The sequence below is a fragment of the Angustibacter aerolatus genome (genome assembly GCF_054776675.1).
The window spans coordinates 1-22,362 of sequence record NZ_BAAHBM010000034.1 but is presented as its reverse complement, the minus strand read 5'-3'; the positions used below and the strand labels follow the sequence as shown (position 1 = coordinate 22,362).

The following is a 22,362-nucleotide window of genomic DNA, read 5'->3' as shown; positions in this document are numbered from 1 at the left end:
TCCGGTTCTGGAGACACATGAGTGCACAGCTGCGCGCCCTTCGACAGTCGGCTGTCGGGCCGGGACGATCAGCACGGCCCGGTGTCGTCACGTCGCCCACGGGCGTCATGCTCGCCGCGGCGCTCCTGTGGGTGGCGTTCCTGTCGATCCTGCAGTGGGTGGCGCTCGGGGACAGGCTGGTGGTCGTGCCGTGGCTGGCCATCGGGCCGCTCATGGCCGCGCTCGCCCTGACGTGGCGACCGACCGCGTACGTCGCCGCCGCAGCGGTCCTGGCGGTGAGCGCGTTGAGCGTCCACACCGGCGGTTGGCACGGGCCGCAGGGCCTCTTGAGCGCCGCTGGACTCATCCGCGTGAGTGGATCGGTCGCCCTCTCCGTCTTCGCCCTGGTCTCGGCAGTGGTGCGCATCGACCGTGAGCGGCGCGCCGCGGCATCGGCCGAGATCGCGACGGTCGCCCAGCTCACGATCATGCCGCCACTGCCGCCGCGTCTCGGCGGCGTCGCGCTGGCCTCGCACTACGCCTCTGCGACGTCAGGGGCCCACGTCGGCGGGGACCTGTTCGATGCCGTCACGCTGTCGGGGTCGAGCTCGGCGACGCGCCCCCTCGGTGCACCAGACGGGGTCAGGGTCATCGTCGGGGACGCACGCGGGAAGGGGCTGGCCGCGCTGCGGTCCTCAGCCACCGTCCTCGCGACCTTCAGGTCCCTCGCCCCCGCACCCGTCGCGCTGGACGAGCTGGCCTGCAGGGTCGACCGCGCGTTCGCGCTCAGCATCACGTCGCGGACGGACCCGGCGGACGCTCTGCACCTCGCTCCCGTGCCGGAGGGACGCTCCCGGACGGAGCAGGGGCCGGGCGCCGTCAGCACCCACGCAGACGGCGACGGCGCGGCGATCGAGGACTTCGTCACCGCCGCCTTCTGCGACATGCGTCCCGACGGCTCCTTCGAGCTGCTGCTGTGCGGGCACCCGGCACCGGTCGTCAGCGACGGCAGGGGGAACGTCGAGCTGCTCGAGGCTCCCGCGACGACGCCGCTGGGTCTCGGCTCGATGCACTCGGTCGCCGCCACGGCCGCTGGAGACCAGACGGTCGACCCCTACCGGGCGGCGCTCTACCGCGGCCGGCTCCGTCCAGGTCAGCGGCTCCTGCTCTACACCGACGGCGTGATCGAGGCTCGAGACGGCGCGGGTCGCTTCTTCGACCTGCGTTCTGCGGTGCACCGCGCCGAGCGGTCCGGGCCGCGTGCCTCGGCCACGTCGCGCGACGCGGACGCGGACGCGGACGAGGTCACGTTGCAGCAGGACCTGGGGACGCTCTTCACCGCAGTCGGAGCGCACGTGGGCGGCGTCCTCAAGGACGATGCGGCGGCGCTGTGGCTGCGTCCTCTCCACTGACGTACGCGCCACGGCATCGCCCTCGGCGTGCCGTGACGTCGTGCCGGACGGGTCACGCGCAGGACGCCCTCGCCGTCGTGGCTCCGGCTCATCAGCCCTGGAGCACGAACCAGACCGTCTTCCCCGTCTCGAGGTGGTCCACGCCCCAGGCGACTGCGAGCGAGGACACCATCGCCAGCCCCCGGCCGCCCTCGGCATCCAGGTCAGGGTGGTGCAGGACGACTTCCAGGCCCACGCGTTCGATGTCCAGCAGCAGCGGTCCGGGGAGCTGGTCGGTCACCCGGATCTCGAGCCGACGAGCCTCGGTCACCGGTTCCGTGGCGCTCAGGATCACCTGCAGGTCGATGGCCGTTCCAGCATGGGTCGCTGCGTTCGTGAGGAGCTCCGAAGCCAGCAGGGCTGCGAGGTCCGACAGCTCGCCGGCGCCCCAGTCCGCCAGGAGCACCTCGACCAGATGACGTCCGGCGCGGACGCTCTCGGGCAGCGGCGGCAGCTGCACCCGCTCGGCATGCCTCATGCTTCGCCCCGCTCCGTCGGGCTCGGCGACCGACTCGACGCCCCGTCTCGTACAGTCCACCTGACCGTAGCCGTCCGCACCCGCCGAGCGGTTGCATCGAGTGCAGTGAGCCTGATGAGCTGAGAACGCCGATCGTGCACCGAGTGACGCGGTCAGGACGACGGGGACCTCGCGGTCAGCTCAGAGGCAGCGTCGACCTGACCGGCAGCGCGAGCAGCGCTCTCAGCGATGTACCGGCGTCGGGGCGAAGGAGCGGCGATAGGCGGTCGGCGTCAGTCCGACTCGCCGGACCAGGTGCCGTCGCATCGAGTCGGCGCTGCCGAGACCGCTGCGGGCGGCGACCACGTCGATCGGCAGGTCGGTGACCTCGAGCAGCTCTCGGGCCAGGTCGAGACGCTGGTGCAGCAGCCACTGCAGCGGGCTGAGGCCCGTCTCGGCCTGGAACCGGCGGGTGAGGGTGCGGACGCTGTTGCGGGCGTGGCGGGCCAGGTCGGTGAGCGTGAGCGGTTCGTCGAGTCGCTGCGCGGCCCACTCCCGGGTGCCGGCGAGCGAGGTGCCGGTCTCGGGGGGCAGCGGCGCTCGGATGAACTGGGCCTGCCCCCCGGGGCGCACGGGCGCGACGACGGCCAGCCGGGCCGCCTGGTTGGCCACCGCTGCTCCGTGGTCGGACCGGATGATGTGCAGGCAGAGGTCGATGCCGGCCGCGAGGCCGGCGGAGGTGAGCACCGGGCCGTCCTCCACGAAGAGCACGTCCGGTTCGAGGTGGACGTCGGGGTACCGGCGTCGGAAGCTGTCCGACTTCAGCCAGTAGGTGGTGGCGCGACGGTGCTCCAGCAGGCCGGCCGCGGCGAGGACGAAGGCGCCCGTGCAGATCGAGGCGACGCGTGCACCGGCGGCGGTCGCTGTGCGCAGGGCGTCCAGCACGGCCGGCGGGACGTCCTCGCGCGCGGCCCCGCCGGTCACCATGACCGTGTCGGCCTCGGCGACCGCCTCCAGTCCCTCGCGGACGACCACGTCGAAGGCGCCGTCGGAGGGCAGGATCCCTGGTTCGGCCGTGCAGACCCGGATGTCGTACGCCGGGCGCCCGTCGATCTCGACCGCACGGAAGATCAGCTCCGGGATGGAGAGGTCGAACGCGACGACCGGCGGGACGGCGATGACGACGACGCGGTGCATGGCCTGAACCTCCGGTGACGTGTCCTTCTGGCCACTACCGTACCGCTGACCATCGGCGCACGCTGATGTCATGTCCTTCGTCGTCGTCACCGGGGCCGGCGCAGCCGGCCTGCCCACCGCCCGCCAGTTCGCCGAGGCCGGCGAGCACGTCCGTCAGATCACCAGGAGCGGGCGCGGCGTCGACCACCCCCTGGTCGAGCTCGTGGCCGCCGACGTCACCGATGCGGACCGTCTCACCGACCTCACGCAGGGCGCCCGGGTCCTGGTCAACTGCGCCATCCCCCCCTTCCCGCAGTGGGCCACCGACCTGCCGCCGATGGCCGCCGCCCTGCTGACCGCCGTCGAACGCACCGGCGCCGACTACGTGATGCTCGGCAACACCTACGGGTACGGACCCGTCGAGGGACCCATGACCGAGGACCTGCCGATGTCGGCCACCACGGTCAAGGGCCGGGTCCGGGCGCAGATGTGGCAGGACGCGCTGGCGGCGCACGAGGCCGGTCGCGTGCGGGTCACCGAGGTGCGGTCCGCGGGCTTCCTCGGCCCGGGCCCGGTCGGCGCCTACGCCCTGTTCGTCGCCGCTGCCGTGCTGGCCGGTGAGGAGGCCTCCTACCCGGGCGACCTCGACGCCCCGCACAGCTGGAACTACACCGAGGACATCGCCCGGACACTCGTCGCGGCCAGCGGTGCGGATCGCGCCTGGGGCCGGGCGTGGCACGTACCGGCCACGTCGTCGGTGTCGGTACGTCGCCTGACCGAGCAGCTGGCCGAGCTGGCTGGCGTCGCCGCCCCTCGGCTCCGCCGTCTGCACCGCCAGGATCTGGTCGAGCTGGCTCGGACGCAGCCGATGTTCGGCGAGCTGCTGGAGATGCTGTACAGCAACGAGAGCCCGCACATCCTGGACTCCGCCTTCACCCAGGAGGTGCTCGGGGTGCGGCCCACACCCTTGGACGCCGTCCTGCGCCACACCCTGGCCGGCGACCACCCCCGAGCCGCATGACCTGAGCGAGACCCTGGCGGGGCTCCCGACGCTCTGATCCCGCTGGGCTGGACGTCGACAAGCACCTGACGTCAAGCGCCAAGCGGTTGTCGGCGTCATGACTCCCGAGCGGTGTGGGCGCGTCCTCGGGTCAGGCCATCGGCATCCGCCGGCCGCCGGTAGGTCGTCGCCCCTCGACAGAGCCCCGAGCCCCGGTGGCGCGGACGGTCCCTGCGCCTAGCGTGGACGACGCGGGCGTTCGGTCCAGAGAACGGCCGGCCTCCGGTGCACGCCGGTCGGCCCCACCCTCGAGACCAGGGTGGGGCCGATCGCTCCGGATGATGACGGACCCCGGCGAGCCGCGCACAGCGTGCGACGGCGCGGCGTCGAGGGAGGAAGCGGCCGGCCGTCACGACAGGGCGACCCTGAGGGCGTGCCCGCTCCCTGGTGGCCCGGGCCAGCGCACCCACCGCGCGCAGGCTCACGAGCGGACGGCGTCCTCGTTGCCGGTTCGCCACTCGAGCAGGAGCAGGGTCGCGTCGTCGGAGAGCTGGTCGTCGTGGTGCTCGAGCAGGGCGTTGACGACCCGTCGCATGGTCTCGGGGGCCGGCATGCCGTCCGCGAGGTGACGGAGCAGGAGGTCAGCGAGGTGGTCGACGCCGAAGAACCGACCCTCCGGGGACCGGGCTTCGATGGCACCGTCGGTGTAGAGCAGGACCCGGTCGCCTGGCTCGAGGGTCTCGGTGCCGATGGAGATGAGCGGCTCGTTCTGGGTCCAGCCGAGCCCGAGCGGCGGGGTGATGCGCGCGTGCAGTGCCTTGACCTGCTTCCCGCCGCGCAGCAGCAGCGGCTTGGGGTGGCCCGCGTTGACCCAGAGGAGCTGGCCGGTCTGCGTGTCCAGCTCCATGAGCAGGGCCGTGGCGAAGCCGACCTCGCCGAGGGTCTGGGTCAGCACCGCGTCGGTCGCCCGGGCGATGTCGGTCATGGTGCGTCCGGCCCGGCGTCCGTTGCGGTAGGACGCGACCGCGAGAGACACCAGCTGGGCGCTGGCCAGGCCGTGCCCCATCGCGTCGAAGAGCGCGACGTGGACGCGGCCGGGGTCGACGGAGTAGTCGAACGTGTCGCCAGCGACCTCGTAGGCCGGCTCCAGGACGCCGGCGATGGCGACGTTGCCGTCGACGAACGTCAAGGGGGGCAGCAGGCCCCACTGGATCTCGGCCGCGAGGCCCATGCGTTGCTGGCGTCGCAGCTGGACGATGGTGTCGCCGTACGGGGTCTTTGCCGTCACCAGCTCCGCGGTCAGCGACGCCAGCCGGCGCAGACGCGTGACCAGGAGGCTGTCGTCGCGCTCGACGTCCTCCAGCGCGTGGACCTCGACCTCGAGCACCCCGAGGCGTTCGCTGCCGTTGAGCAGCGGGAGCCACACGCGGGCGGCGCGAGGTGGGTCGGCGCGCTGGGTGTGGACGCGCACCAGCTGGAAGGCGCGTCCCGCCATCGTGGAGTCGATGGACAGAGCCGTCGGGTGCTTGTCGGCATCAGGGCCATCGGGATCCGAGAAGGGGACGAGGGTCTGCTGCTGCAGGTCGGCCAGGAAGATGAGCGCACCGGCCGCTCCCAGCGCTTCGGCACAGCGTGCGACGAGCCGCGGAAGAAGGTGCGGAGCAGCCAGGTGCGAAGCCTCGAGCAGGTCGCCCAGGGGTCCGTCGCCGTCACGGGCGTTCTCGTCCACGAGGCCATCTTCACCCACTCCCGAGCGGGTCCGAGCCAGGACCGAGCGACACGCAGCCGGGCCCCCGCCGTGACGTCGGCGCCCGGGGCCCTCGACGTCCGCCCGGCCCTCAGCGAGCAGGCAGGGGGCGGTCCCCGTCGTCCGTCGTCGGCGCGCCGGTCGCGGGACGGGTGTGCGTGGCGACCACGACCTGCGGACCGCTCGCCGACCCTCGCGGCGTGGACACCGCGGTGCTCCGGACGCACTTCGGCGACGCGGCGGCGTGGACCGCCTTCCGCGCCGAGGTCGTCGCGGGTGGTGGGGAGTCCGGCGTCGTGCACCGCCGGGGAGCGTGACGGCGGCTCAGTCCGTGGTGATGGTCCCCGCCCGGAGCCGGGTGCTGAGCTCGCCCGCCGGCAGCGCCGCGGTGAAGTAGTACCCCTGGGCGTAGCGGACGCCGGCGTCGCGCAGCGCGTGCAGGGTGGTGGCGGTCTCGACGCCCTCGACGACGACCGTCCGCGCCAGGTCGCGCCCGAGGGCCAGCACGGCGGCGAGGACGGCCTCCGCGCCGGGGTCGCCCGGGACGGTGCGGATGAACGCGCGGTCCACCTTGAGCACGTCGGCGGGCAGCTCGAGCAGCCGGCTCAACGAGGAGTGACCGACGCCGAAGTCGTCCAGCGCCACCTGGCAGCCGAGCTGCCGCACCGCGTTCACCGCCTGCAGCGCAGCGTCGACGTCGGCGAACAGGTCGCTCTCGGTGACCTCGACGGTGAGCCGCCCGGGGCGGGTGCGGCCGGCGGTGAGCGCGTCCTGCACCTCGGCGACGAAGCCGGGGGCGAGCAGCTCGCCGGCAGAGACGTTGACCAGCACGTGGCCGGGCGCCCGGGCGCCCAGCTCCCGCTGCCAGTCGCGCAGCTGGTCCAGCGCGCTGCGCAGCACCCACCGCCCCAGCTGCGGCAGCAGGCCAGACCGGGCCGCGGTCGCGATGAAGTCGTCGGCGACGAGGAGGCCGCGGGTGGGGTGGCGCCAGCGCAGCAGCGCCTCGACCGCGTGCACCGGGTGGCCCCCGTGCGGCAGGCCGGGGTCGCCCCAGGCGGGGCCACCGGGGTCGTGCTCGGTCAGGTGCACGACGGGCTGGTAGTGCACCTCGAGCTGCCCGGCGTCCAGCGCGTCGCGCAGGTCGTCGGCGAAGCGCTCGCGGGCCTCGCTGGCGGCCCGGTCGGCGGCGTACACCTTCGAGTCGAACACCTCGGCGCGGCCGGGGCCGGCCCGCTTGGCCCGGTACATCGCGGCGTCCGCGTGCGAGATCAGGGCGTCCCCGGCGGCGGCCGGGTCGTCGGTGACCGCGACGCCGATGCTCATCGACAACCGTTGATCGTGCCCGTCCAGCTGCCACGGCGCCGCGACCTCCTGCAGCACGCGCTGCGCGACGACGGCCGCTGCGTCGGCCGTGGCGAGGTCCTCCAGCAGCACCACGAACTCGTCGCCGCCGATGCGGGCCAGCACGTCGGCCGGGCGCAGCGCCGCCCGCACCCGGTCGACCGCCGTCCGGATCAGCCGGTCGCCGGCCAGGTGGCCGTAGGTGTCGTTGACGTACTTGAGGCCGTCGAGGTCGCAGAACAGCACGCCGAGCAGGCCGTCGGCGCGGTGCAGCCGGGTCAGGGCGTGGTCGAGCTGCTCGAGGAACACCCAGCGCACCGGCAGCCCGGTCAGGGTGTCGTGCATGGCCCGTTCGGTGAGCGCGTGCTGGGCCCGCCGGGCGCGGTCGCGGTCGTCGGCGACGACCAGGTAGGACGTCGCCAGGCTGGCGAGGGTGGCGGCGGCCGCCAGCTCCTCCTCGCTCAGCGGCGTCGACGCGTAGCGGTACAGGTCGAGCACCCCCCACCGCCGCCCGCGCGCCAGCAGCGGCACGCAGGCCACCGCGCGCACACCGAGCTCGTCCGCCGCCGCCATGTACTGCGGCCAGTTGCCCTCGGTGCGCACGTCGGCCAGGTTCACCACCTGCTCGACCTCGAAGGCGTGCCGGCAGGGGCCCTGGTCGAGCACCTCCTGCAGCTCGTCCAGCTCGCCGAGCGGCCCGCTCACCGCGAACACCATCCGCAGCAGCTCGGTGCCGGCGTCGGAGGGCGCCATCACGCCGCCGCCGTCGACCTGCAGCACCTGCGTGGCCGACAGCACCAGCTGCCGCAGGATGTCGGGGGCGTCGAACTCGCCCGTCACGGTGCGCGCGAACTCCTCGATGCAGCTGGAGAGCGCCGCCGTGTCGACGCGGCGTCCCCGGCCTCGTCCACCCGAAGGCAGCGGCGGCAGGCTCATCGCAGGTCGCCCGAGGGCGTCGAGCTGCTCCCCGCCCGCTGCTGATCCGCTCACGGTTCGCCACCCCCGGCACGGCGCCGCCAGGGCGCTCCGAGGCTCCTGACCGAACCAGCGCCCAACCTAGGGCCTCCGGCTGCTCGGCGCCGGGCGGACGCGACGACCCGCCCCCGGGACCCTGTCGACCACCGGCCAGGCCGTCCGGTCGGGACGGCGGCGTTGCAGCCGCGCGACCTCGTGGCCTAGCGTGCGTCTCGCCGTGGTGCTCGGGAAGCCGGTTCGAATCCGGCGCGGCCCTCGCCACTGTGAACGGGATGACACGTCCGTGCCCTCGCTGCGTCTCGGCGAGGGCGGCCACTGGGCTCCGGCTCGGGAAGGTGGGCGCGTCGCCCAGCGGTGCGGACGTCGTCGACGGCCGCCCGCTCGGCACCCGGAGCCAGGAGACCGGCCACGGCGCTGCAGGACCGACGCATCCACGAGGACTTGGAGCTCGCCCATGGCGCTCACCCCTGCCCGAACCCGCCCGTCGGCGACCCCGCCGACGTCCGGACGCCGCCGACCCTGGACCCGTCTCGAGGTCCGCCGGGCCGTCGCGGTGCTGGGGGTGGTGGTCGCGATGCACGCCCTGGCCTGGGGCACGCTGGTGCTGGCCGTCGCCCCGCAGCAGCTGCAGGTCGGCACCCAGGTGTTCGGCATCGGCCTCGGTGTCACCGCGTACACCCTCGGCGTGCGGCACGCGTTCGACGCCGACCACATCGCGGCGATCGACAACACCACCCGCAAGCTCATGGCCGACGGGCAGCGGCCGGTCACGGTGGGGTTCTGGTTCGCGCTCGGCCACTCGACGGTGGTCGTCGTCATGGCGCTGCTCGTGGCCGCGGGCACGCAGGTGGCGGGCACCCTCATGCGCGAGGACTCCGGTGCGCACCAGGTGCTCGGCGTCGTCGCGACCAGCACGTCCGGCGTGTTCCTGTACGTCATCGGGATCGTGAACCTCGTGGCGCTGGTGGGCATCGTGCGGGTCTTCCGGCGGATGCGGGCCGGCGCGTTCGACGAGCAGCAGCTCGAGCGGGCCCTCGACTCCCGCGGCCTGCTGGCCCGCCTCACCCGGCGGGCGACGGGGTCGGCCGTGCGGCCGTGGCAGATGTACCCGGTCGGGCTGGTCTTCGGCCTCGGCTTCGACACCGCCAGCGAGATCGCGCTGCTGGTGCTGGCCGGGGCGGGTGCGGCGTCCGGGCTGCCCTGGTACGCCGTGCTGGTGCTGCCGCTGCTGTTCGCGGCCGGCATGTCGCTGTTCGACACCCTGGACGGCGCGTTCATGAACGTCGCCTACGACTGGGCGTTCGCCAACCCGATCCGCAAGGTCTACTACAACCTCACGATCACCGGCCTGTCGGTCGCCGTGGCCGTGCTCATCGGCAGCATCGAGCTGATCACCGTGCTGCACGACAAGCTCGGCCTCGAGGACGCCGTCTCGGGGTGGGTGGCCGGGCTCGGCCTCGACTACCTCGGCTACGGCGTGGTCGGCCTGTTCGTCGTCGTCTGGGCGGTGGCCGTGGCGTACTGGAAGATCGCCCGCGTCGAGACCCGCTGGGCCTCCCCGCCGGCGTCGGGCTGACCGGCGGCCGCTACCCGTCGACGTGCAGCAGCAGCAGGGCGGTGTCGTCGTCCGGGCTGGCGTGCGTGTCGAGCAGGTGCTGGGCGAGGTCGGGCAGCGCTGCGGGTCCTCGGGCCAGGGCCTGCCGCAGCTCGTCGAGGCCCTCGGTGAGGTCGCGGTCGCGGCGCTCGACCAGGCCGTCGGTGCAGGCGAGCAGGGTGTCGCCCGGCCGCAGCCGGTGCATCGAGGCGTGGCGGGACGTCGGGGCGACGCCGAGCATCAGCTGCGGCGGTGCGCTCAGCTCCTCGACGGCGCCGTCGGCGCGGCGCACCAGCAGCGGGGGGTGACCGGCGTTCGAGTGGGTCAGCGCCCACCCGCCGCCCGGGTGCGGGTCGAGCCGGGCGTAGACCATCGTGGCCATCGTGGGGATGCCGAGCCCGGCGAGCAGGTCGTCGACGCGCTCGAGCACGGTGGCCGCCGATCCGCGCGCGACGTCCCAGGCGCAGGCGCGCAGCAGCCCGCGCAGGTGCCCCATGGCCGCCGCAGCCAGCACGTCGTGGCCGACGACGTCGCCGATGGCCACGCCGACCGACCCCCCGGGCAGCGGGATGACCTCGTAGAAGTCGCCGCCGACGTACGCACCGGACGCCGCCGCCTGGTACCGGGCCTCGACCTGCAGGCCGGGGACGTCGGGCAGCACGGGCAGCAGGCTCGACTGCAGGGTCGCGGCGATCGCGTGCTCGCGCTCGTACAGCCGCGCGTTGTCGATGATCAACCCGGCCCGGCGGGTGAGGTCGACGGCGATCTCGAGGTCGGCCTCGGTGTGCCGCGGGCTGTCCGGGCCGCGCACGAGCAGCAGCACGTCGCCGTCCGGCCCGCCGCCGGCGAGCGTCAGCAGCATGAGCGAGGCGGCGCCGAGGGCGTCGCTGCGGTCGAGCACCTCGGTGTCGGTGACCCACGACTCCCGCTCGGCGCGCCGCTCGGGGTGGTCGTAGTCGCTGATCCGCCGCGCCTGCACCCCGCCGAGCAGCGTCTCGGCGGGGGAGCCCTGCACGAGGGACCGCTGCAGCGCGGCCGAGTACTCGCGCAGCAGCTGCTCGTGATCGGGCCGCGCGTGCCGGGCGACGACCTCGCGCGGCCGCCCCGGCTGGTCGTCGGTGATGACCATCGCCCAGTCGGCGAGGTCGGGCACGACGAGGTCGACCAGGCGGCGGTGGCACTGCGCGACGTCGAGGGTGCCGGCCAGCTGCGCGGTCGCCTCGGCCAGCAGCCGCAGCCGGGCCTGCGCGGCCTCGGCATCGGCCCGCGCCTCGCGCTCGGCGGCCAGCGCCCGGTCGCGCTCGGCGTCGGCCAGGATCCGCACGGTCACGTCGGTCTGGACGCCGACGAAGTGGGTGACCTCGCCGGCGGCGTCGTGGATGGGGCTGATCGACAGCTGGTTCCAGAACGCCGTGCCGTCCTTGCGGTGGTTCAGCACGATGGTCGAGATGTGCTCCCCGGCGTCGAGGGCCGCGCGGATCGCCTTGGGGGTCGCCGGGTCGGTGCCCGGACCCTGCAGGAACCGGCAGTTGCGCCCGACGGCCTCCTCGTAGGCGTACCCCGTCGTCACCGTGAAGGCCGGGTTCACCCAGACCAGCGCCTGGTCCTCGGCGCGGGCGTCGGCCACCGTGAACGACATCCCGGTGGCCAGCACGGCGCGCTCGCGCAGCTGCAGCTCGAGCCGCGCGACGTCGCCGGCGACCTCCGCGTCGCTGCGGCGGGCCAGCGGCAGGAAGAGCACGACGGCGTGCTGCGGCAGCTGCGGCACGTCGGTCATCGGGAGCGCGACCACCCAGAGGGGCTCGCGCTGCACCCCGAGCTCGCTGGGCCGGCCGGCCGACACGCCCTGGCCGTTGACGGGCTCGGCGCGCGCCAGCTTCGACAGCGGGTGGTCGGTGTCGGCCAGCGGCTCGCCGTCGAGGTCGCGCAGCCGGGCGGCGTCGGCCCAGGCGTCGACCGCCACCGGCAGCGCCACGCCGGGCGCGAGCTGGTCGGCGACCGCGTTGGTGAAGACCACCTCGCGGGTGGCGAGGTCGACCAGCAGCACCGCGGACGGGTCGCTCCCGGCCACCAGGGCGAGGTCGGCCGCCGTCGTCTCGGTGGTCAGCACGCGTCGCCCGATCCTCTGGTCGCAGGTCGTCGACCGGTCCGCCGCATCGTCATGAGGGGACCGAGCATATGCACCCTCAAGTCCGCGGGGGCGTCGGCCGATGGGGCGGAGGGGCATTCGCACGCGTCGACCAGGAGGGGTTCGTTGTCAGTCCAGGCACCCCTCGAGGTGGACGCCGAGGTCGAAGCCGTCGTGCGGCTCGCCGCGCACGTGGCGGGCACGACGAAGGCGACGGTCAACGTCCTCGACGAGCGGTCGCAGTGCCAGATCGCGACGGTCGGCTTCACCGGGTCGCGCAGCCCCGCCGTCGACTCCATGTGCGCCGTCACGGTGCGCGCCGGCACGAGCGTGCACGCCCCCGACGCCCGGCAGGACGACCGCTTCGCCGACAACCCGTGGGTGACCGGCGCGCTCGGCGCCGTCCGGTGCTACGCCGCGTCGCCCATCCGCGTGGGCGCCGAGCAGCTGGTCATCGGCACGCTGTGCGTCTTCGACGAGGACCCGCGTCGGCTGACCGACGACCGCCTGGCGCGGCTCGACGACCTGGCAGGCATCCTCGGCGTGCTCTTCGAGCGCCGCGCGCAGTCGCGCCGCCAGGAGCGCCTGGCCGCGGAGGCCGCGCAGGCGCGCGACCTGCTGGAGGCGACCCTCGCGCAGCTGCAGTCCCGCGCCGAGTTCGACCGGGTGCTGCTCGACTCCGTGGACGTCGGCATCGTCGCCTGCGACGCCGACGGCCGGCTGACCCTCTTCAACCGGCAGACCCGTGAGTGGCAGGGCGGCGACATCGACGCCGAGCTCGAGCCCGACGCCTTCTCGACCGCCTACAGCCTGTTCCACGCCGACGGGGTCACGCCCGTCGCGCCCGAGGAGGTGCCGCTGCTGCGCGCGCTGTGGGAGGGGAGCGTCGACGACGCCGTCATCATCATCGCGCCCGCCGACCAGCCGGCCACCGCCGTCTCGTGCCGCGGCCGGGCGCTGCACGCACCGGACGGCTCGGTCACCGGCGCCGTCGTCGCGATGACCGACGTCACCGAGCAGCGGGCCCGCGAGGCCGGGCTGCGCAACGCCGCCCGCCGCGACGGCCTCACCGGACTGCCCAACCGCAGCGTGGCCCTGGAGCGGCTGCGGACGGCGCTCGACGCCGCCGGCCAGTCCGCCGGCCAGTCCGTGGGCGTCTTCTACTGCGACCTCGACGGGTTCAAGGCGGTGAACGACACCGGCGGGCACGCCGCCGGCGACGAGGTGCTGCGCGAGATCGCGCAGCGGCTGGAGCGCTGCGTGCGGCCCACCGACACGATCGCCCGCCTGGGCGGCGACGAGTTCGTGGCGATCTGCACGCACGTCGACGAGCCGGCGGTGGAGGCCATCCGCCGGCGGCTCCTGGCGGCCGTGGCGGAGCCCGTGCAGACGGAGGCGGGCACCTTCACCGTCGGGCTGAGCGTGGGCATCGCGATGTCGCTGCCGTCCGCCCCGCTCGCAGCCGCCGAGCTGCTGCGCCGCGCCGACACCGCGATGTACGCCCACAAGCAGCGGCGCTGACCGATCTGGCTGTCGGGCAACGGTTTCAGTATCGTCAGGTCGTGCCCTCCCCGCGCCGGTGCCGCCCCGGGTACCCCGCGGGCGGCAGCCGTCGTCCGTGCGCAACAGTCGTCGTGGCGGCGCCGTGACGACGGACGACGCCTCGGTCGAGCCCCGGGTGCTCCTGCTCGGGCCGGTGGAGGTCGAGCTCGGTGACCGCCGGGTGCCGGGCGGTCCGCCGCTGCAGCAGGCGGTGCTGGCCTGCCTCGCCCTCTCGCCGGGGCGGGTGTGGTCGGCCGACCAGCTGGTCGACGCGGTGTGGGGCGACGAGCCCCCCGAGCGCCCGGCGGCCTCGCTGCACACCTACGTCTGGTCGCTGCGCCGCGTGCTGGGTGCCGAGCGGCTGACCCGCTCGGCGGCGGGGTACGCCCTCGAGCTCTCGGCCGACGGGTGCGACGCCGTCGTGGCGCGCGCGGCCGGTCCGGCGGCGGCTCGGGCGGTGGCGGAAGGCGACCCCGAGCGGGCGGTGCGGCTGCTCGCCGAGGCCCTGGCGTCGTGGCGCGGGCCCGCGCTGGCCGGCGCGGGCGGGGCCGGCGCCGAGGCGCAGCGCCACGAGCTCGACCAGCTGCGGACGTCGCTGGCCGAGCAGCTGGCCGGGCTGCTGCTGCGCCTGGGCCGGCCCTGGGAGGCGGCCGACGCGCTGCGTCCGCTGGTGCGCGAGAACCCGCTGCGCGAGGAGACGGGCGAGCTGTACGTCGCCGCGCTGGCCGCGAACGGGCGCCGCGGCGAGGCGCTCAGCGAGCTGCGCCGCATCGAGGAGGCGCTGCGCAGCGACCTCGGGGTGCGGCCCGGCCCGGGTCTGGGCCGGCTGGCCCGCCAGCTGAGCGAGCCGGCGGCGCACGTGACGGCCGCGCGCGCCGTCCCACGGCAGCTGCCCGCCCCACCGCACGGCTTCGGCGGCCGGACGGCGGAGGTGCGGCGGGTCGCCGAGGCCCTGCGGGGGCGGCCGGCCGGGTCCGCAGCCGCCGGCCGGCTCGTCACCGTCTGCGGCGCCGGGGGACTGGGCAAGTCGGCGCTCGCCCTGCACGTCGCGCACCGGCTCACCGAGCACTTCCCGGACGGCCAGCTGCACGCGACGTTCCACACCTACGACCCGACGTCCGAGACGCGCACCGTCGCCGACGTCCTGCCCGGGCTGCTGGCCGGTCTCGGGGTCGGCCGCGACCAGCAGCCGGCCGACCAGCACGAGCGGTCCGACCTGTACCGCACGCTGCTGGCCGACCGGCGGGTGCTGCTCGTGCTCGACGACGTGCCGGACGCCGAGACCGTGCGGGCGCTGCTGCCGGCGGCTCCCGGCAGCGCCGTCCTGGTCACCTCGCGGCGGTCGCTGCCCGGGCTGGTGGCGCGCGAGGGCGCCGTCGAGCTGGTCCTGCAGCCGCTCGTCCCCGCGGCCGGCGTCGAGCTGCTGCAGCAGCTGCTCGGCGAGCGGCCCGACTGGTCGGTCGAGTCGGCGGAGCAGCTGGCCCGGTTGTGCGGGGGCTGGCCGCTCGGGCTGCGGCTGGCCGCCAGCCTCGTGCTGCGCAGCACGGCCAGCTGGACGCTGCCGGACGCCGTCGCGCAGCTGGTCGACGAGCGCACCCGGTTGCAGCTGCTGTCGGTGCCCGACGACCCGCTCGCCGACGTCCGCGCCGTCCTGGACTGGTCGGTCGAGGCGCTGTCGGAGCGGGCCGCGCTGGGCTACTGCCTGCTCGGGCTGCTGCCCGGCTCGGCCGCCACCGCGCCCACCCTCGCCGCGGCGCTCGAGGTCGGCACCGAGGCGGCGTCCGGCGTGCTCACCGAGCTGGCCGGCCACCACCTCGCCGACCCGGTGCACGACCTGGTGCACCTGCACGCGCACCACCTCGCGCAGCAGCTGCCGCTCGCCGACCGGCACGCCGCGCTCGACCGCGTGCTCGGGTACCACGAGCGCACGCTGACGGCGGCGGTCTGGCGCACGTACGGCGAGGTCGCCTCCGCGGACGGGCCGGTGCCGGCGGAGGCGCCCGCCGACGACCCGTTCGACGACGACGCGGCGGCGGCCGACTGGCTGCGCGCGCAGGAGAGCACGCTGCACGACCTGATCGGCGTGGCTGCGGCGGCGGACCGGCCGGGTGCTCACCGGCTCGTCGTCGCGCTGCGGCCGCACGTCACCTACACCTACGGCCGCGAGGCCTGGCTGCACGCCGTCGAGCTCGGCCGGTCGTCGGCGCAGCGGGCGGGCAACCGCTGGGCCGAGAGCGAGCTCGTGTACCTGCTGGCGCCGATCGCCGTCGCGCGGTTCCGGTACGACGAGGCGGTCGAGCTGGAGCGCACGGCGACGCAGCTGCGGTACGGCGAGGCCTGGCGTGCGCACCGGGGTCGGATCGGCATCCGGCTCTGCGAGGCCCGACGGTACGACGAGGCGGTGGTCGAGCTGACCGCGGCCATCGCCGACGACCGCACGTCCGACGAGGTGCGGCTGCGCAGCCTCGCCAACCTCGCCACCGCCCAGCTGGCGCTCGACCAGAAGACCGAGGCCCTGCAGACCGTCGAGCAGGCGGTGCAGCTGCTCGAGCAGGTCGAGGCGAGCCTGCCGCCGTTCGTGGCCGGCGCCCGGCGCTTCCACCTCGCCGTGCATCTGCGCCGGCTCGGCGAGCTGGCGCGCGCCCGGGCGCTGCACTGGCGCAACGAGGACGAGATGCGGCGCTACCGCAGCGACGAGGACGCGTGGACGGCGCTCGAGCTGGCGGTGATCGCCGAGGGTCTCGGCGACCCGCGGGCGGCCGACGTGCACCTCGCGCACGCCGCGGAGCAGTCGCTCGACTTCCTGGAGGCCGCCGAGGACGAGCTCGAGAAGCTGCCGGACGTCGACGCCCCGGTGCGCCCGCACCTGGCCGAGCTGCGCCGTCGGCGTGACGCCCGGCGCCGCGCGTGACCGTCGGGCGGGGCCTCGCGCAGGGCAGCTGGAGGGCTCTCTCGCGGCGTTGAGATCGCGTTGAGGGCAGTGGTCTTGGCTTGGTCGCAGTGCTGGAGCCGACCGAGGAGCTGACCACCGTGGACCACCAGACGCATCTGCAGGACGTGTCGGAGCGGACCGAGGGCCTGCCGTTCGACGAGCTGGTGCGCCTGCACCAGCGGGCGCTGATCGACCACGCCCGCCGGCTGTGCGGCGACCACGCGCTGGCCGAGGACGTCGTGCAGGAGGTGTTCCTCAAGGTCTGGCACCGGCAGCTCGACCTGCAGGGCCCGGGCGCCCGCGCCTACCTGCGCACGATGGTGCGCAACCGGCTCATCGACCGGTCGCGCACGCGCGCCTTCCGCCTCGAGCTCGTGCAGCCCGACATGTCGACGGTCGGTGCGACGGCGGGCGGTCACTCGGTGCTGGAGCGGGTGGTCGTCACCGACCTGGTGCGCCGGCTGTCCGACAAGGACCGTCAGGTGCTGATCGAGGTCTACCTGCGCGACCGGAGCGTCGAGCAGACCGCGGAGGTGCTCGGGCTGCCGTCCGGCACCGTCCGGTCGCGCTGCTTCTACGCCCTGCGGCGGCTGCGGTCGATGCTGGACGACGAGCCCGAGCTGCTGCTCGCCGGCTAGCCACCGCCCGGCACGGCACCCAGCAGCGCCAGGGTCGTCAGGGTCGGGTGGTAGCGCGCGGTGAAGACGTCGAGCTGGCCGGGTGCGCCGACCGCGCGGCGGTGCCCGGGTACCGAGCTGCGGGCGCCGACGGCGCGCACCAGGTCGCGGGTCGCCCGGTGCAGTCGGCGCGCGGACGCCGGGTCGGGGCGCGGGTCCCACGCGGCGACCAGCAGCAGCTCGGCGGCCAGGTCGAGGTCGCCGCCCGCGAGGCGCTGCTCGCCGTGACCGAGCGCCGCGGTTGTGAGCGCCGACCAGGTCGCCCGCGGCAGGGCGTGCGGGTGGTGCCCGAGCCGGCAGCGCCCCATCACGGCGTGGGTCAGGTCGTAGAGCACCGTGGCGGCGGGCCGTGATCCGGCGTCCGGCAGGTGCTGCTCGACGTCCGCCGGGTCCTCGTCGAGCACGGCGAGCACGTCGAGCACCTGCACCAGGTCGAGCCCGTCGAGCACCCACGGAGTGGTCGTCCGCACCCACCGCCGCAGCGCGGGATCGAGCCCGTGCGCGTCGTCTGCCGCGTGCAGCACCGCGAGCACCATGAGCAGCTCGGTGAGCGGCTTCACCGCTTCCGTCGTCGCCGGCTCCCGGTCGTGCCGCACCAGGGCGAACCGGTGCCGGTGGGCGGTGAGCCAGGTGGTGCAGCGCAGGGCGAGCGCAGCGCCCTCCGGGCCGGCGCCGGCCCGGAGGGTCACGGGGTGCCTGCGCCTAGGCCGGGCTGAGCGAGGTCGAGCACGACCCCGACAGCTCGGTCATCACCAGCGTGGTCGTGTCGACGGAGAAGGTGAGCGTCCGGCCGTCGTCCTGCGACTGCAGCATGCACATCTTGCCCGGGTCGTCGGCCGAGCCGTCGCTGGCGTAGCTGCCGGCCTGCGGCCCGTCCGCCACCTCGAGGCCGATCCACCACCAGTCGGCGCCGGTGCGCATGAACCCGGTGTTGAACCCCGCCGACAACGGTCCGGCGTTCTGCCCGTCGGGCACCGTCCAGGTGCCCTGCTGGGTGCCGTCGTCGCTGTACTGGTGCGACAGGTGCACCGTCGCCGTGCCCCCGGTGTTGTTGGTGACGTAGATCTGCGCGCTGCTGTTGTAGCTCAACTCTGACCTCCAGCGAGACGGGCTCCCGGTCTGCCCCGGGACTGGATCGTGCCGGATCAGCCAAGCAGCGCGGACGACGCGCGCGGCGTCTCGTCGGGTGCTTGCGTTGCTCACCATCAAGCGAGTGGCTCAGGCGAGCGCGAGCACCAGGCCGGCGACGACCAGCACCAGCGCGGTGGCGGCGTGCACGCTCAGGGCGTGCCGCAGGGTGCCGCCGTTCGCGACCACCACGACGGCGTCGCAGGTCGGTGTGAGGGCCGCGGCCACCATCGCCCAGCCGAAGGCGTGCTGGCCGGCGGCGGCGAGCACCACGAGCGGGACGATGCCGGACGTCACGTCGCGCACGCCCTTGGCACTGGTCATCGCCCGGGGGCGCTGCTCCGGCACCCCGAACCCGGCGAGGGCCGGGCGGGGTGCGACGACGAAGCGGGCGCCGATGCCGAGGATCGCGAGGCAGCCGAGGACGGCGAGGACGAGGGCGACGGTGGTCATGGTGGGCTCCAAGTGTTTGTCTAGCGCTGTTAGATACAGACGCTAGCCCACGAACCACACTGATGTCTAGCGCTGCTAGACGAGATTGGGTAGGGTGCGCTCATGACGCCGAGACCCGCACCCGACCTCGACGCCCGCCGTGCGCAGCTGACCCGGCTCGCCGGCGACCTCGCCGAGTCGGAGGGGTGGGCCGCGGTGACCGTGCGCCGGCTCGCCACCGAGCTCGGCGTCACCCAGCCGGTGCTCTACTCGGCCTTCCCCGAGGGGCGCCAGGCGCTGGTCGACGCGGTCGCGCTGCAGGGCTTCACCGCGGTGGCCGAGGCGCTCGAGGCGGTGCCGGCCGAGCCGCTGCTGCGGCTGCGCGCCTACCTCGACTTCGCAGCCGCTCGGCCGCGGCTGTACGAGGCGATGTTCACGCTGCCGTCGGGTCTGCGCTTCGGCGCCGGCCGCGGCCCCGAGCCGCTGCGGCGCGCCTTCGCGGCCGTGCAGGCGGCGTTCCCGGGCACCGACGCCACCCGGGCCGAGGTCGCCTGGGCGCTCGTGCACGGCCTGGCCACCCTGCAGGCCGGGGGCCGGCTGCCGCGGTCCCGGGCCAGGGCGCGGCTCCAGCAGGCGCACCGGCTGCTGACCTCGCCCTAGCGATCCACTCGGCGCGCTCGGTCGGGATGGGCCGGCGCGACCTCCGGGTGCAGCAGGCCGGCCAGCGCCTCGACGCCGTCGACCAGCCGCGGGCCGGGGCGCGCGAACGAGGCGTTGGCGTCGACCGCCCAGACCGGCACGCCCGGCATCCGCGACACGACGTCGACGGCCTGCTCGGCGGCCGCGTCGAGCCCGAAGCCGCAGGGCGCGCACACCACGACGTCCGGGCGGGCGGCCAGCACGTCGTCCCAGGTGCAGCGCACGGACTTCTGCCCCGTGCGGCCGAGCACGCTGGTGCCGCCCGCGGCGTGGACGAGCTCGGGCACCCAGTGGCCCGGCGCGTACGGCGGGTCGGCCCACTCCAGCACCGCGACCCGCGGCCGGGGGCGGCCGGCCACGGTGTCGGCGACGACGTGCAGCCGGTCGCGCAGGGCCGCCACCGCGGTGGTCGCGGCGTCGGGCCGCCCGGTGCGCCGGCCGAGCACCAGCACCGACTCCAGCACCTCGTCGAGCGTGTGCGGGTCGATGGTCAGCACGTCGGCCCGGCACCCCAGGTACGACAGCGCGTCGGTCACCACGCCCACGTCGACCGCGCACACGGCGCACAGGTCCTGCGTCACGACGAGGTCGGCGTCGAGGTCGGCCAGCGCGTCGGCCTGCAGGTGGTACAGGTCGTCGCCGCGGCGCATCGCGGCGACCACGAAGTCGTCGATCTGCCTGGGGGACAGGCCCTCTGGCATCGCGGACGTCGACACGACCCGACGCGTGCGGGCCTCGGCCGGGTGGTCGCACTCGAAGGTCACGCCCACGACGTCCGGCCCGGCGCCGATGTCGAACAGGATCTCGGTGGTCGACGGCAGCAGCGAGACGATGCGCACCCGGGCACGCTACCCGGCGTCCGCCGCCACCCGCCGCTCGATCTCGTCGAGCACCGCCGCGAAGCCCTCGTAGACCGGCGCGTTCTGCGCCACGTTGCTGCGGGCCCGGCGCAGGAAGCTCGGCGCGAACCGGACGGCCTCCGCCAGGTGCTGCTCGGCGGCGGCGGCGTCGCCGAGGTGGCGCTCGACCACCGCCAGCTCGAGGCTCACCTCGCCCGTGAGGTCGTCGAAGCCGTAGCGGCGGGTCTCGGCGAGGGCGGCCACGAGCTGCACCCGAGCGCGCTGGTGCTCACCGACGACGCGCAGCAGGCCGCCGACCATCGTGCGGTCCTCGACGCGCCAGCGCGGCGACATCTCCGCCTCGACGCGCTGGAACAGCGTCGCCATGCGTTCGGCGGCGGTCCCGGCGGCCAGGGCGTCGCCGCGCGCCCACTGCGCGAGGCCGTGGAACCCGAGGTAGTTCACCCGCAGCACCGGGGTGGTCTCGGGGTGCACGAGCACCTGGTCCAGCTCGGTCACCGCCTCGTCGTAGCGCCCGGCCTCGAACAGCGCGATGCCGATGAAGCCGCGCTCCTTCTCCCAGCCCTCGCCGAAGTGCAGGTGCGCCGCGTTCCGCACCAGGTCGACCGCGTCGTCGAAGCGCCCGTCCTCCCGGGCGACGCCGGCGAGCAGCAGCTGCACCTGCCCCTGGGCCCGCTGGTCGCCGTGGCGGCGGGCCGACTGCTCGCCCAGCAGCAGGGCCGGCGACCAGGAGCGCACCAGCTCCCGCCCGCCCAGGTGCGAGCGCAGCTCGGCCAGCAGCTGGTGCGCGGCCGGATGGTCCTGGGCCGCTGCGATCGCGACGAGCCGCTGCAGCGCGTCGTCGTGCTCGACGAGCCACGGCCCGGCCCCGGTCGCGGTGACGCCGGCCGGGGTGGTGGACTCGTCGTCGCCGCTCGACTCCTGGGGGCCCTGGAAGATGAGCTGCATCGTGGCCGCGGTCGTCGCGACGTACCAGTCCAGCACCCGGGCGATCGCGGCCCGGCGGTCGGCGCCCGGCAGGTCGGCGGCGAGCTCGGCGGCGTGCAGGTGCACGAGGTCGTGCACCGGTGCGGCGAGGTGGTGGCTGGCCAGCTCGTCGAGGACGGCGGCGGCGGCGGCCCGGTCGACGTCGAGCGCGACGGCGACCACCGGGGCGACGGCGCACTCGACGGGCAGCAGGCCGAGCAGGCGGTGGGCGCGCCCGGCGTCCGGGTTCAGGGCTCGCACCGACCAGCCCAGCACCGCGCGGACGTCGACGAGCGGGTCGTCGGGGATCGCCAGCTGCGCCAGCCGGGTCCGCTCGTCCTGCAGCTGCGCCACGACGTCCGGCAGCGCGGCCAGCCGGGCACCCGGCACGTACGACGCGGCGATCCGCAGGGCCAGCGGCCACCCGCCGCACAGCCGCACCAGGTGCGCCGCCGCCTCTCGGTCCGCCGTCGCGTCGGCGCCGGCCCCGCCGTCGTCGTCGAGCAGGCGACCCAGCAGCGCGAGCCCCTCGTCCTCGGTGAAGGGCTCGAGGGCGAGCTCGCGGGCGCCGTCGTGCACGACCAGCCCGGGCAGCACCCGTCGGGTGGTGACGAGGGTGACGCTGCCGGGCGAGGAGGTGCGCAGCGCGCGCACGGAGTCGGCGTCCGGCACGTCGTCCAGCAGCAGCAGCACCCTGCGGTCGGCGAGCACCGAGCGCAGCAGCGCCGCCTGCTCGTCGACGTCGGAGGGCTGCTCGTCGAGGGCGACCCCGAGGCTGCCGAGCAGCCCGGGGAGCACGTCGTCGGCCTTCCGGGTGCGGGCGCTGTGGTCGAACGACCGGAACACGACGTGCAGCTGCCCGTCGGGGAACCGCTCGGCCATCCGGTGGCCCGCGCGCACGGCCAGCGCCGTCTTGCCCAACCCGCCGGACCCCCGGATCACCACCAGCGGGCTGTGCTCCTGCTGTGCGACCCCCAGCCACGAATCGATGCGTTCCAGCTCCTCCGCCCGGCCCACGAACACGTCGGCCGCCGCCGGCAGCTGTCGCGGCACCACCGCGGGGACCAGCGGCTCGAACGCGGCAGCCCGTCCGCCCGGCGCGCCCGCAGCCAGCCGGGTCGCCAGCCGGCGCAGTCCCGGGCCCAGGTCGACGCCGAGGTCGTCGTGCAGCGCGGTGCGGATGCGCTGCAGCTCGGCCAGCGCCTGGCTGCGGCGCCCGGCCGCTGCCAGCGCGGTGACCAGGAGCTCGCCGGCCCGTTCCTGCAGCGGGTCGGCGTG

17 protein-coding genes and 1 riboswitch are annotated in these 22,362 nt (G+C 75.1%); of the genes, 7 read left to right on the top strand and 10 right to left on the bottom strand.

Annotation, left to right across the window (positions count from 1 at the left end; genetic code table 11):
* Nucleotides 1-107 precede the first annotated feature (107 nt).
* Nucleotides 108-1,391 (top strand): PP2C family protein-serine/threonine phosphatase, encoded by a 1,284-nt coding sequence (locus tag ACYVI6_RS09965; protein ID WP_460446226.1) that lies wholly within the window; start codon nt 108-110, stop codon nt 1,389-1,391.
* A 91-nt stretch (nt 1,392-1,482) separates the two neighbouring features.
* Here the strand turns inward: ACYVI6_RS09965 and ACYVI6_RS09960 are convergent, their stop codons facing one another.
* Nucleotides 1,483-1,890 carry an ATP-binding protein gene (locus ACYVI6_RS09960; protein ID WP_460446225.1) on the bottom strand — a complete coding sequence of 136 codons (408 nt, stop codon included), beginning with the start codon at nt 1,888-1,890 and terminating at the stop codon, nt 1,483-1,485.
* Between the two features lie 240 nt (nt 1,891-2,130).
* Nucleotides 2,131-3,084 carry a GlxA family transcriptional regulator gene (locus tag ACYVI6_RS09955; RefSeq protein ID WP_460446224.1) on the bottom strand — a complete coding sequence of 318 codons (954 nt, stop codon included), beginning with the start codon at nt 3,082-3,084 and terminating at the stop codon, nt 2,131-2,133.
* Nucleotides 3,085-3,154: 70 nt separating this feature from the next.
* Here ACYVI6_RS09955 and ACYVI6_RS09950 point away from each other — a divergent pair, with 70 nt between their 5' ends.
* Nucleotides 3,155-4,084 carry an NAD-dependent epimerase/dehydratase family protein gene (locus tag ACYVI6_RS09950; RefSeq protein ID WP_460446223.1) on the top strand — a complete coding sequence of 310 codons (930 nt, stop codon included), beginning with the start codon at nt 3,155-3,157 and terminating at the stop codon, nt 4,082-4,084.
* 460 nt (nt 4,085-4,544) lie between these two features.
* On the opposite strand, the gene ACYVI6_RS09945 is transcribed toward ACYVI6_RS09950, so the two are convergent.
* Both ACYVI6_RS09945 and ACYVI6_RS09940 read right to left on the bottom strand, forming a co-directional pair.
* Nucleotides 4,545-5,792, bottom strand: coding sequence for a PP2C family protein-serine/threonine phosphatase (locus ACYVI6_RS09945; protein WP_460446222.1), 1,248 nt, complete (start codon nt 5,790-5,792; stop codon nt 4,545-4,547).
* A gap of 342 nt (nt 5,793-6,134) precedes the next feature.
* Complete coding sequence (locus tag ACYVI6_RS09940) at nt 6,135-8,141, bottom strand: putative bifunctional diguanylate cyclase/phosphodiesterase (protein ID WP_460446221.1); 2,007 nt, start codon at nt 8,139-8,141, stop codon at nt 6,135-6,137.
* Nucleotides 8,142-8,327: 186 nt separating this feature from the next.
* Nucleotides 8,328-8,551: riboswitch (cobalamin riboswitch) on the top strand.
* Nucleotides 8,552-8,580: 29 nt separating this feature from the next.
* Here ACYVI6_RS09940 and nicT point away from each other — a divergent pair.
* The gene (nicT, locus tag ACYVI6_RS09935) at nt 8,581-9,702 is read left to right on the top strand and encodes a Nickel transporter NicT (RefSeq protein WP_460446220.1); all 1,122 of its coding nucleotides are present in this window, start codon (nt 8,581-8,583) and stop codon (nt 9,700-9,702) included.
* Nucleotides 9,703-9,712: 10 nt separating this feature from the next.
* On the opposite strand, the gene ACYVI6_RS09930 is transcribed toward nicT, so the two are convergent.
* Nucleotides 9,713-11,830 (bottom strand): PP2C family protein-serine/threonine phosphatase, encoded by a 2,118-nt coding sequence (locus ACYVI6_RS09930; protein WP_460446219.1) that lies wholly within the window; start codon nt 11,828-11,830, stop codon nt 9,713-9,715.
* A gap of 144 nt (nt 11,831-11,974) precedes the next feature.
* On the opposite strand from ACYVI6_RS09930, the gene ACYVI6_RS09925 reads away from it, so the two are divergent.
* The 3 genes from ACYVI6_RS09925 to ACYVI6_RS09915 all read left to right on the top strand — a co-directional run bounded on the left by ACYVI6_RS09925 (nt 11,975) and on the right by ACYVI6_RS09915 (nt 16,960).
* On the top strand, nt 11,975-13,369 hold the full coding sequence (locus ACYVI6_RS09925; RefSeq protein ID WP_460446218.1) for a diguanylate cyclase domain-containing protein: 1,395 nt from the start codon (nt 11,975-11,977) through the stop codon (nt 13,367-13,369).
* A gap of 124 nt (nt 13,370-13,493) precedes the next feature.
* Nucleotides 13,494-16,301 (top strand): AfsR/SARP family transcriptional regulator, encoded by a 2,808-nt coding sequence (locus ACYVI6_RS09920; protein WP_460446217.1) that lies wholly within the window; start codon nt 13,494-13,496, stop codon nt 16,299-16,301.
* Between the two features lie 89 nt (nt 16,302-16,390).
* Nucleotides 16,391-16,960 (top strand): RNA polymerase sigma factor, encoded by a 570-nt coding sequence (locus ACYVI6_RS09915; RefSeq protein WP_460446216.1) that lies wholly within the window; start codon nt 16,391-16,393, stop codon nt 16,958-16,960.
* Here the strand turns inward: ACYVI6_RS09915 and ACYVI6_RS09910 are convergent.
* From ACYVI6_RS09910 to ACYVI6_RS09900, 3 genes are all read right to left on the bottom strand, one after another.
* Entirely contained in the window at nt 16,957-17,688 is a 732-nt protein-coding gene (locus ACYVI6_RS09910; RefSeq protein WP_460446215.1) for a DUF6895 family protein, read from the bottom strand. The genes ACYVI6_RS09915 and ACYVI6_RS09910 overlap by 4 nt on opposite strands.
* Nucleotides 17,689-17,701: 13 nt before the next feature.
* A complete protein-coding gene (locus tag ACYVI6_RS09905) occupies nt 17,702-18,088 on the bottom strand; it encodes a hypothetical protein (RefSeq protein WP_460446214.1) in 387 nt (128 codons plus the stop codon).
* Nucleotides 18,089-18,217: 129 nt separating this feature from the next.
* Nucleotides 18,218-18,580, bottom strand: a complete 363-nt coding sequence (locus ACYVI6_RS09900; protein WP_284288581.1) for a DUF4267 domain-containing protein — start codon at nt 18,578-18,580, stop codon at nt 18,218-18,220.
* A gap of 102 nt (nt 18,581-18,682) precedes the next feature.
* Here ACYVI6_RS09900 and ACYVI6_RS09895 point away from each other — a divergent pair, with 102 nt between their 5' ends.
* Nucleotides 18,683-19,219, top strand: coding sequence for a TetR/AcrR family transcriptional regulator (locus ACYVI6_RS09895; RefSeq protein ID WP_460446213.1), 537 nt, complete (start codon nt 18,683-18,685; stop codon nt 19,217-19,219).
* Here the strand turns inward: ACYVI6_RS09895 and ACYVI6_RS09890 are convergent.
* Nucleotides 19,216-20,097 carry an ABC transporter substrate-binding protein gene (locus ACYVI6_RS09890; RefSeq protein WP_284288579.1) on the bottom strand — a complete coding sequence of 294 codons (882 nt, stop codon included), beginning with the start codon at nt 20,095-20,097 and terminating at the stop codon, nt 19,216-19,218. The two genes, ACYVI6_RS09895 and ACYVI6_RS09890, sit on opposite strands and share 4 nt — an antisense overlap.
* Nucleotides 20,098-20,106: 9 nt before the next feature.
* On the bottom strand, nt 20,107-22,362 hold a 2,256-nt coding region (locus ACYVI6_RS09885; protein ID WP_460446212.1), incomplete at its 5' end, for an NB-ARC domain-containing protein.

What these genes read in the sequence shown, in the direction of transcription:
- ACYVI6_RS09950 (WP_460446223.1), top strand. Translation starts at nt 3,155, where the DNA reads ATGTCCTTCGTCGTCGTCACCGGGGCCGGCGCAGCCGGCCTGCCCACC.
- ACYVI6_RS09895 (WP_460446213.1), top strand. Translation starts at nt 18,683, where the DNA reads ATGACGCCGAGACCCGCACCCGACCTCGACGCCCGCCGTGCGCAGCTG.
- nicT (WP_460446220.1), top strand. Translation starts at nt 8,581, where the DNA reads ATGGCGCTCACCCCTGCCCGAACCCGCCCGTCGGCGACCCCGCCGACG.
- ACYVI6_RS09955 (WP_460446224.1), bottom strand. Translation starts at nt 3,084, where the DNA reads ATGCACCGCGTCGTCGTCATCGCCGTCCCGCCGGTCGTCGCGTTCGAC.
- ACYVI6_RS09965 (WP_460446226.1), top strand. Translation starts at nt 108, where the DNA reads ATGCTCGCCGCGGCGCTCCTGTGGGTGGCGTTCCTGTCGATCCTGCAG.
- ACYVI6_RS09900 (WP_284288581.1), bottom strand. Translation starts at nt 18,580, where the DNA reads ATGACCACCGTCGCCCTCGTCCTCGCCGTCCTCGGCTGCCTCGCGATC.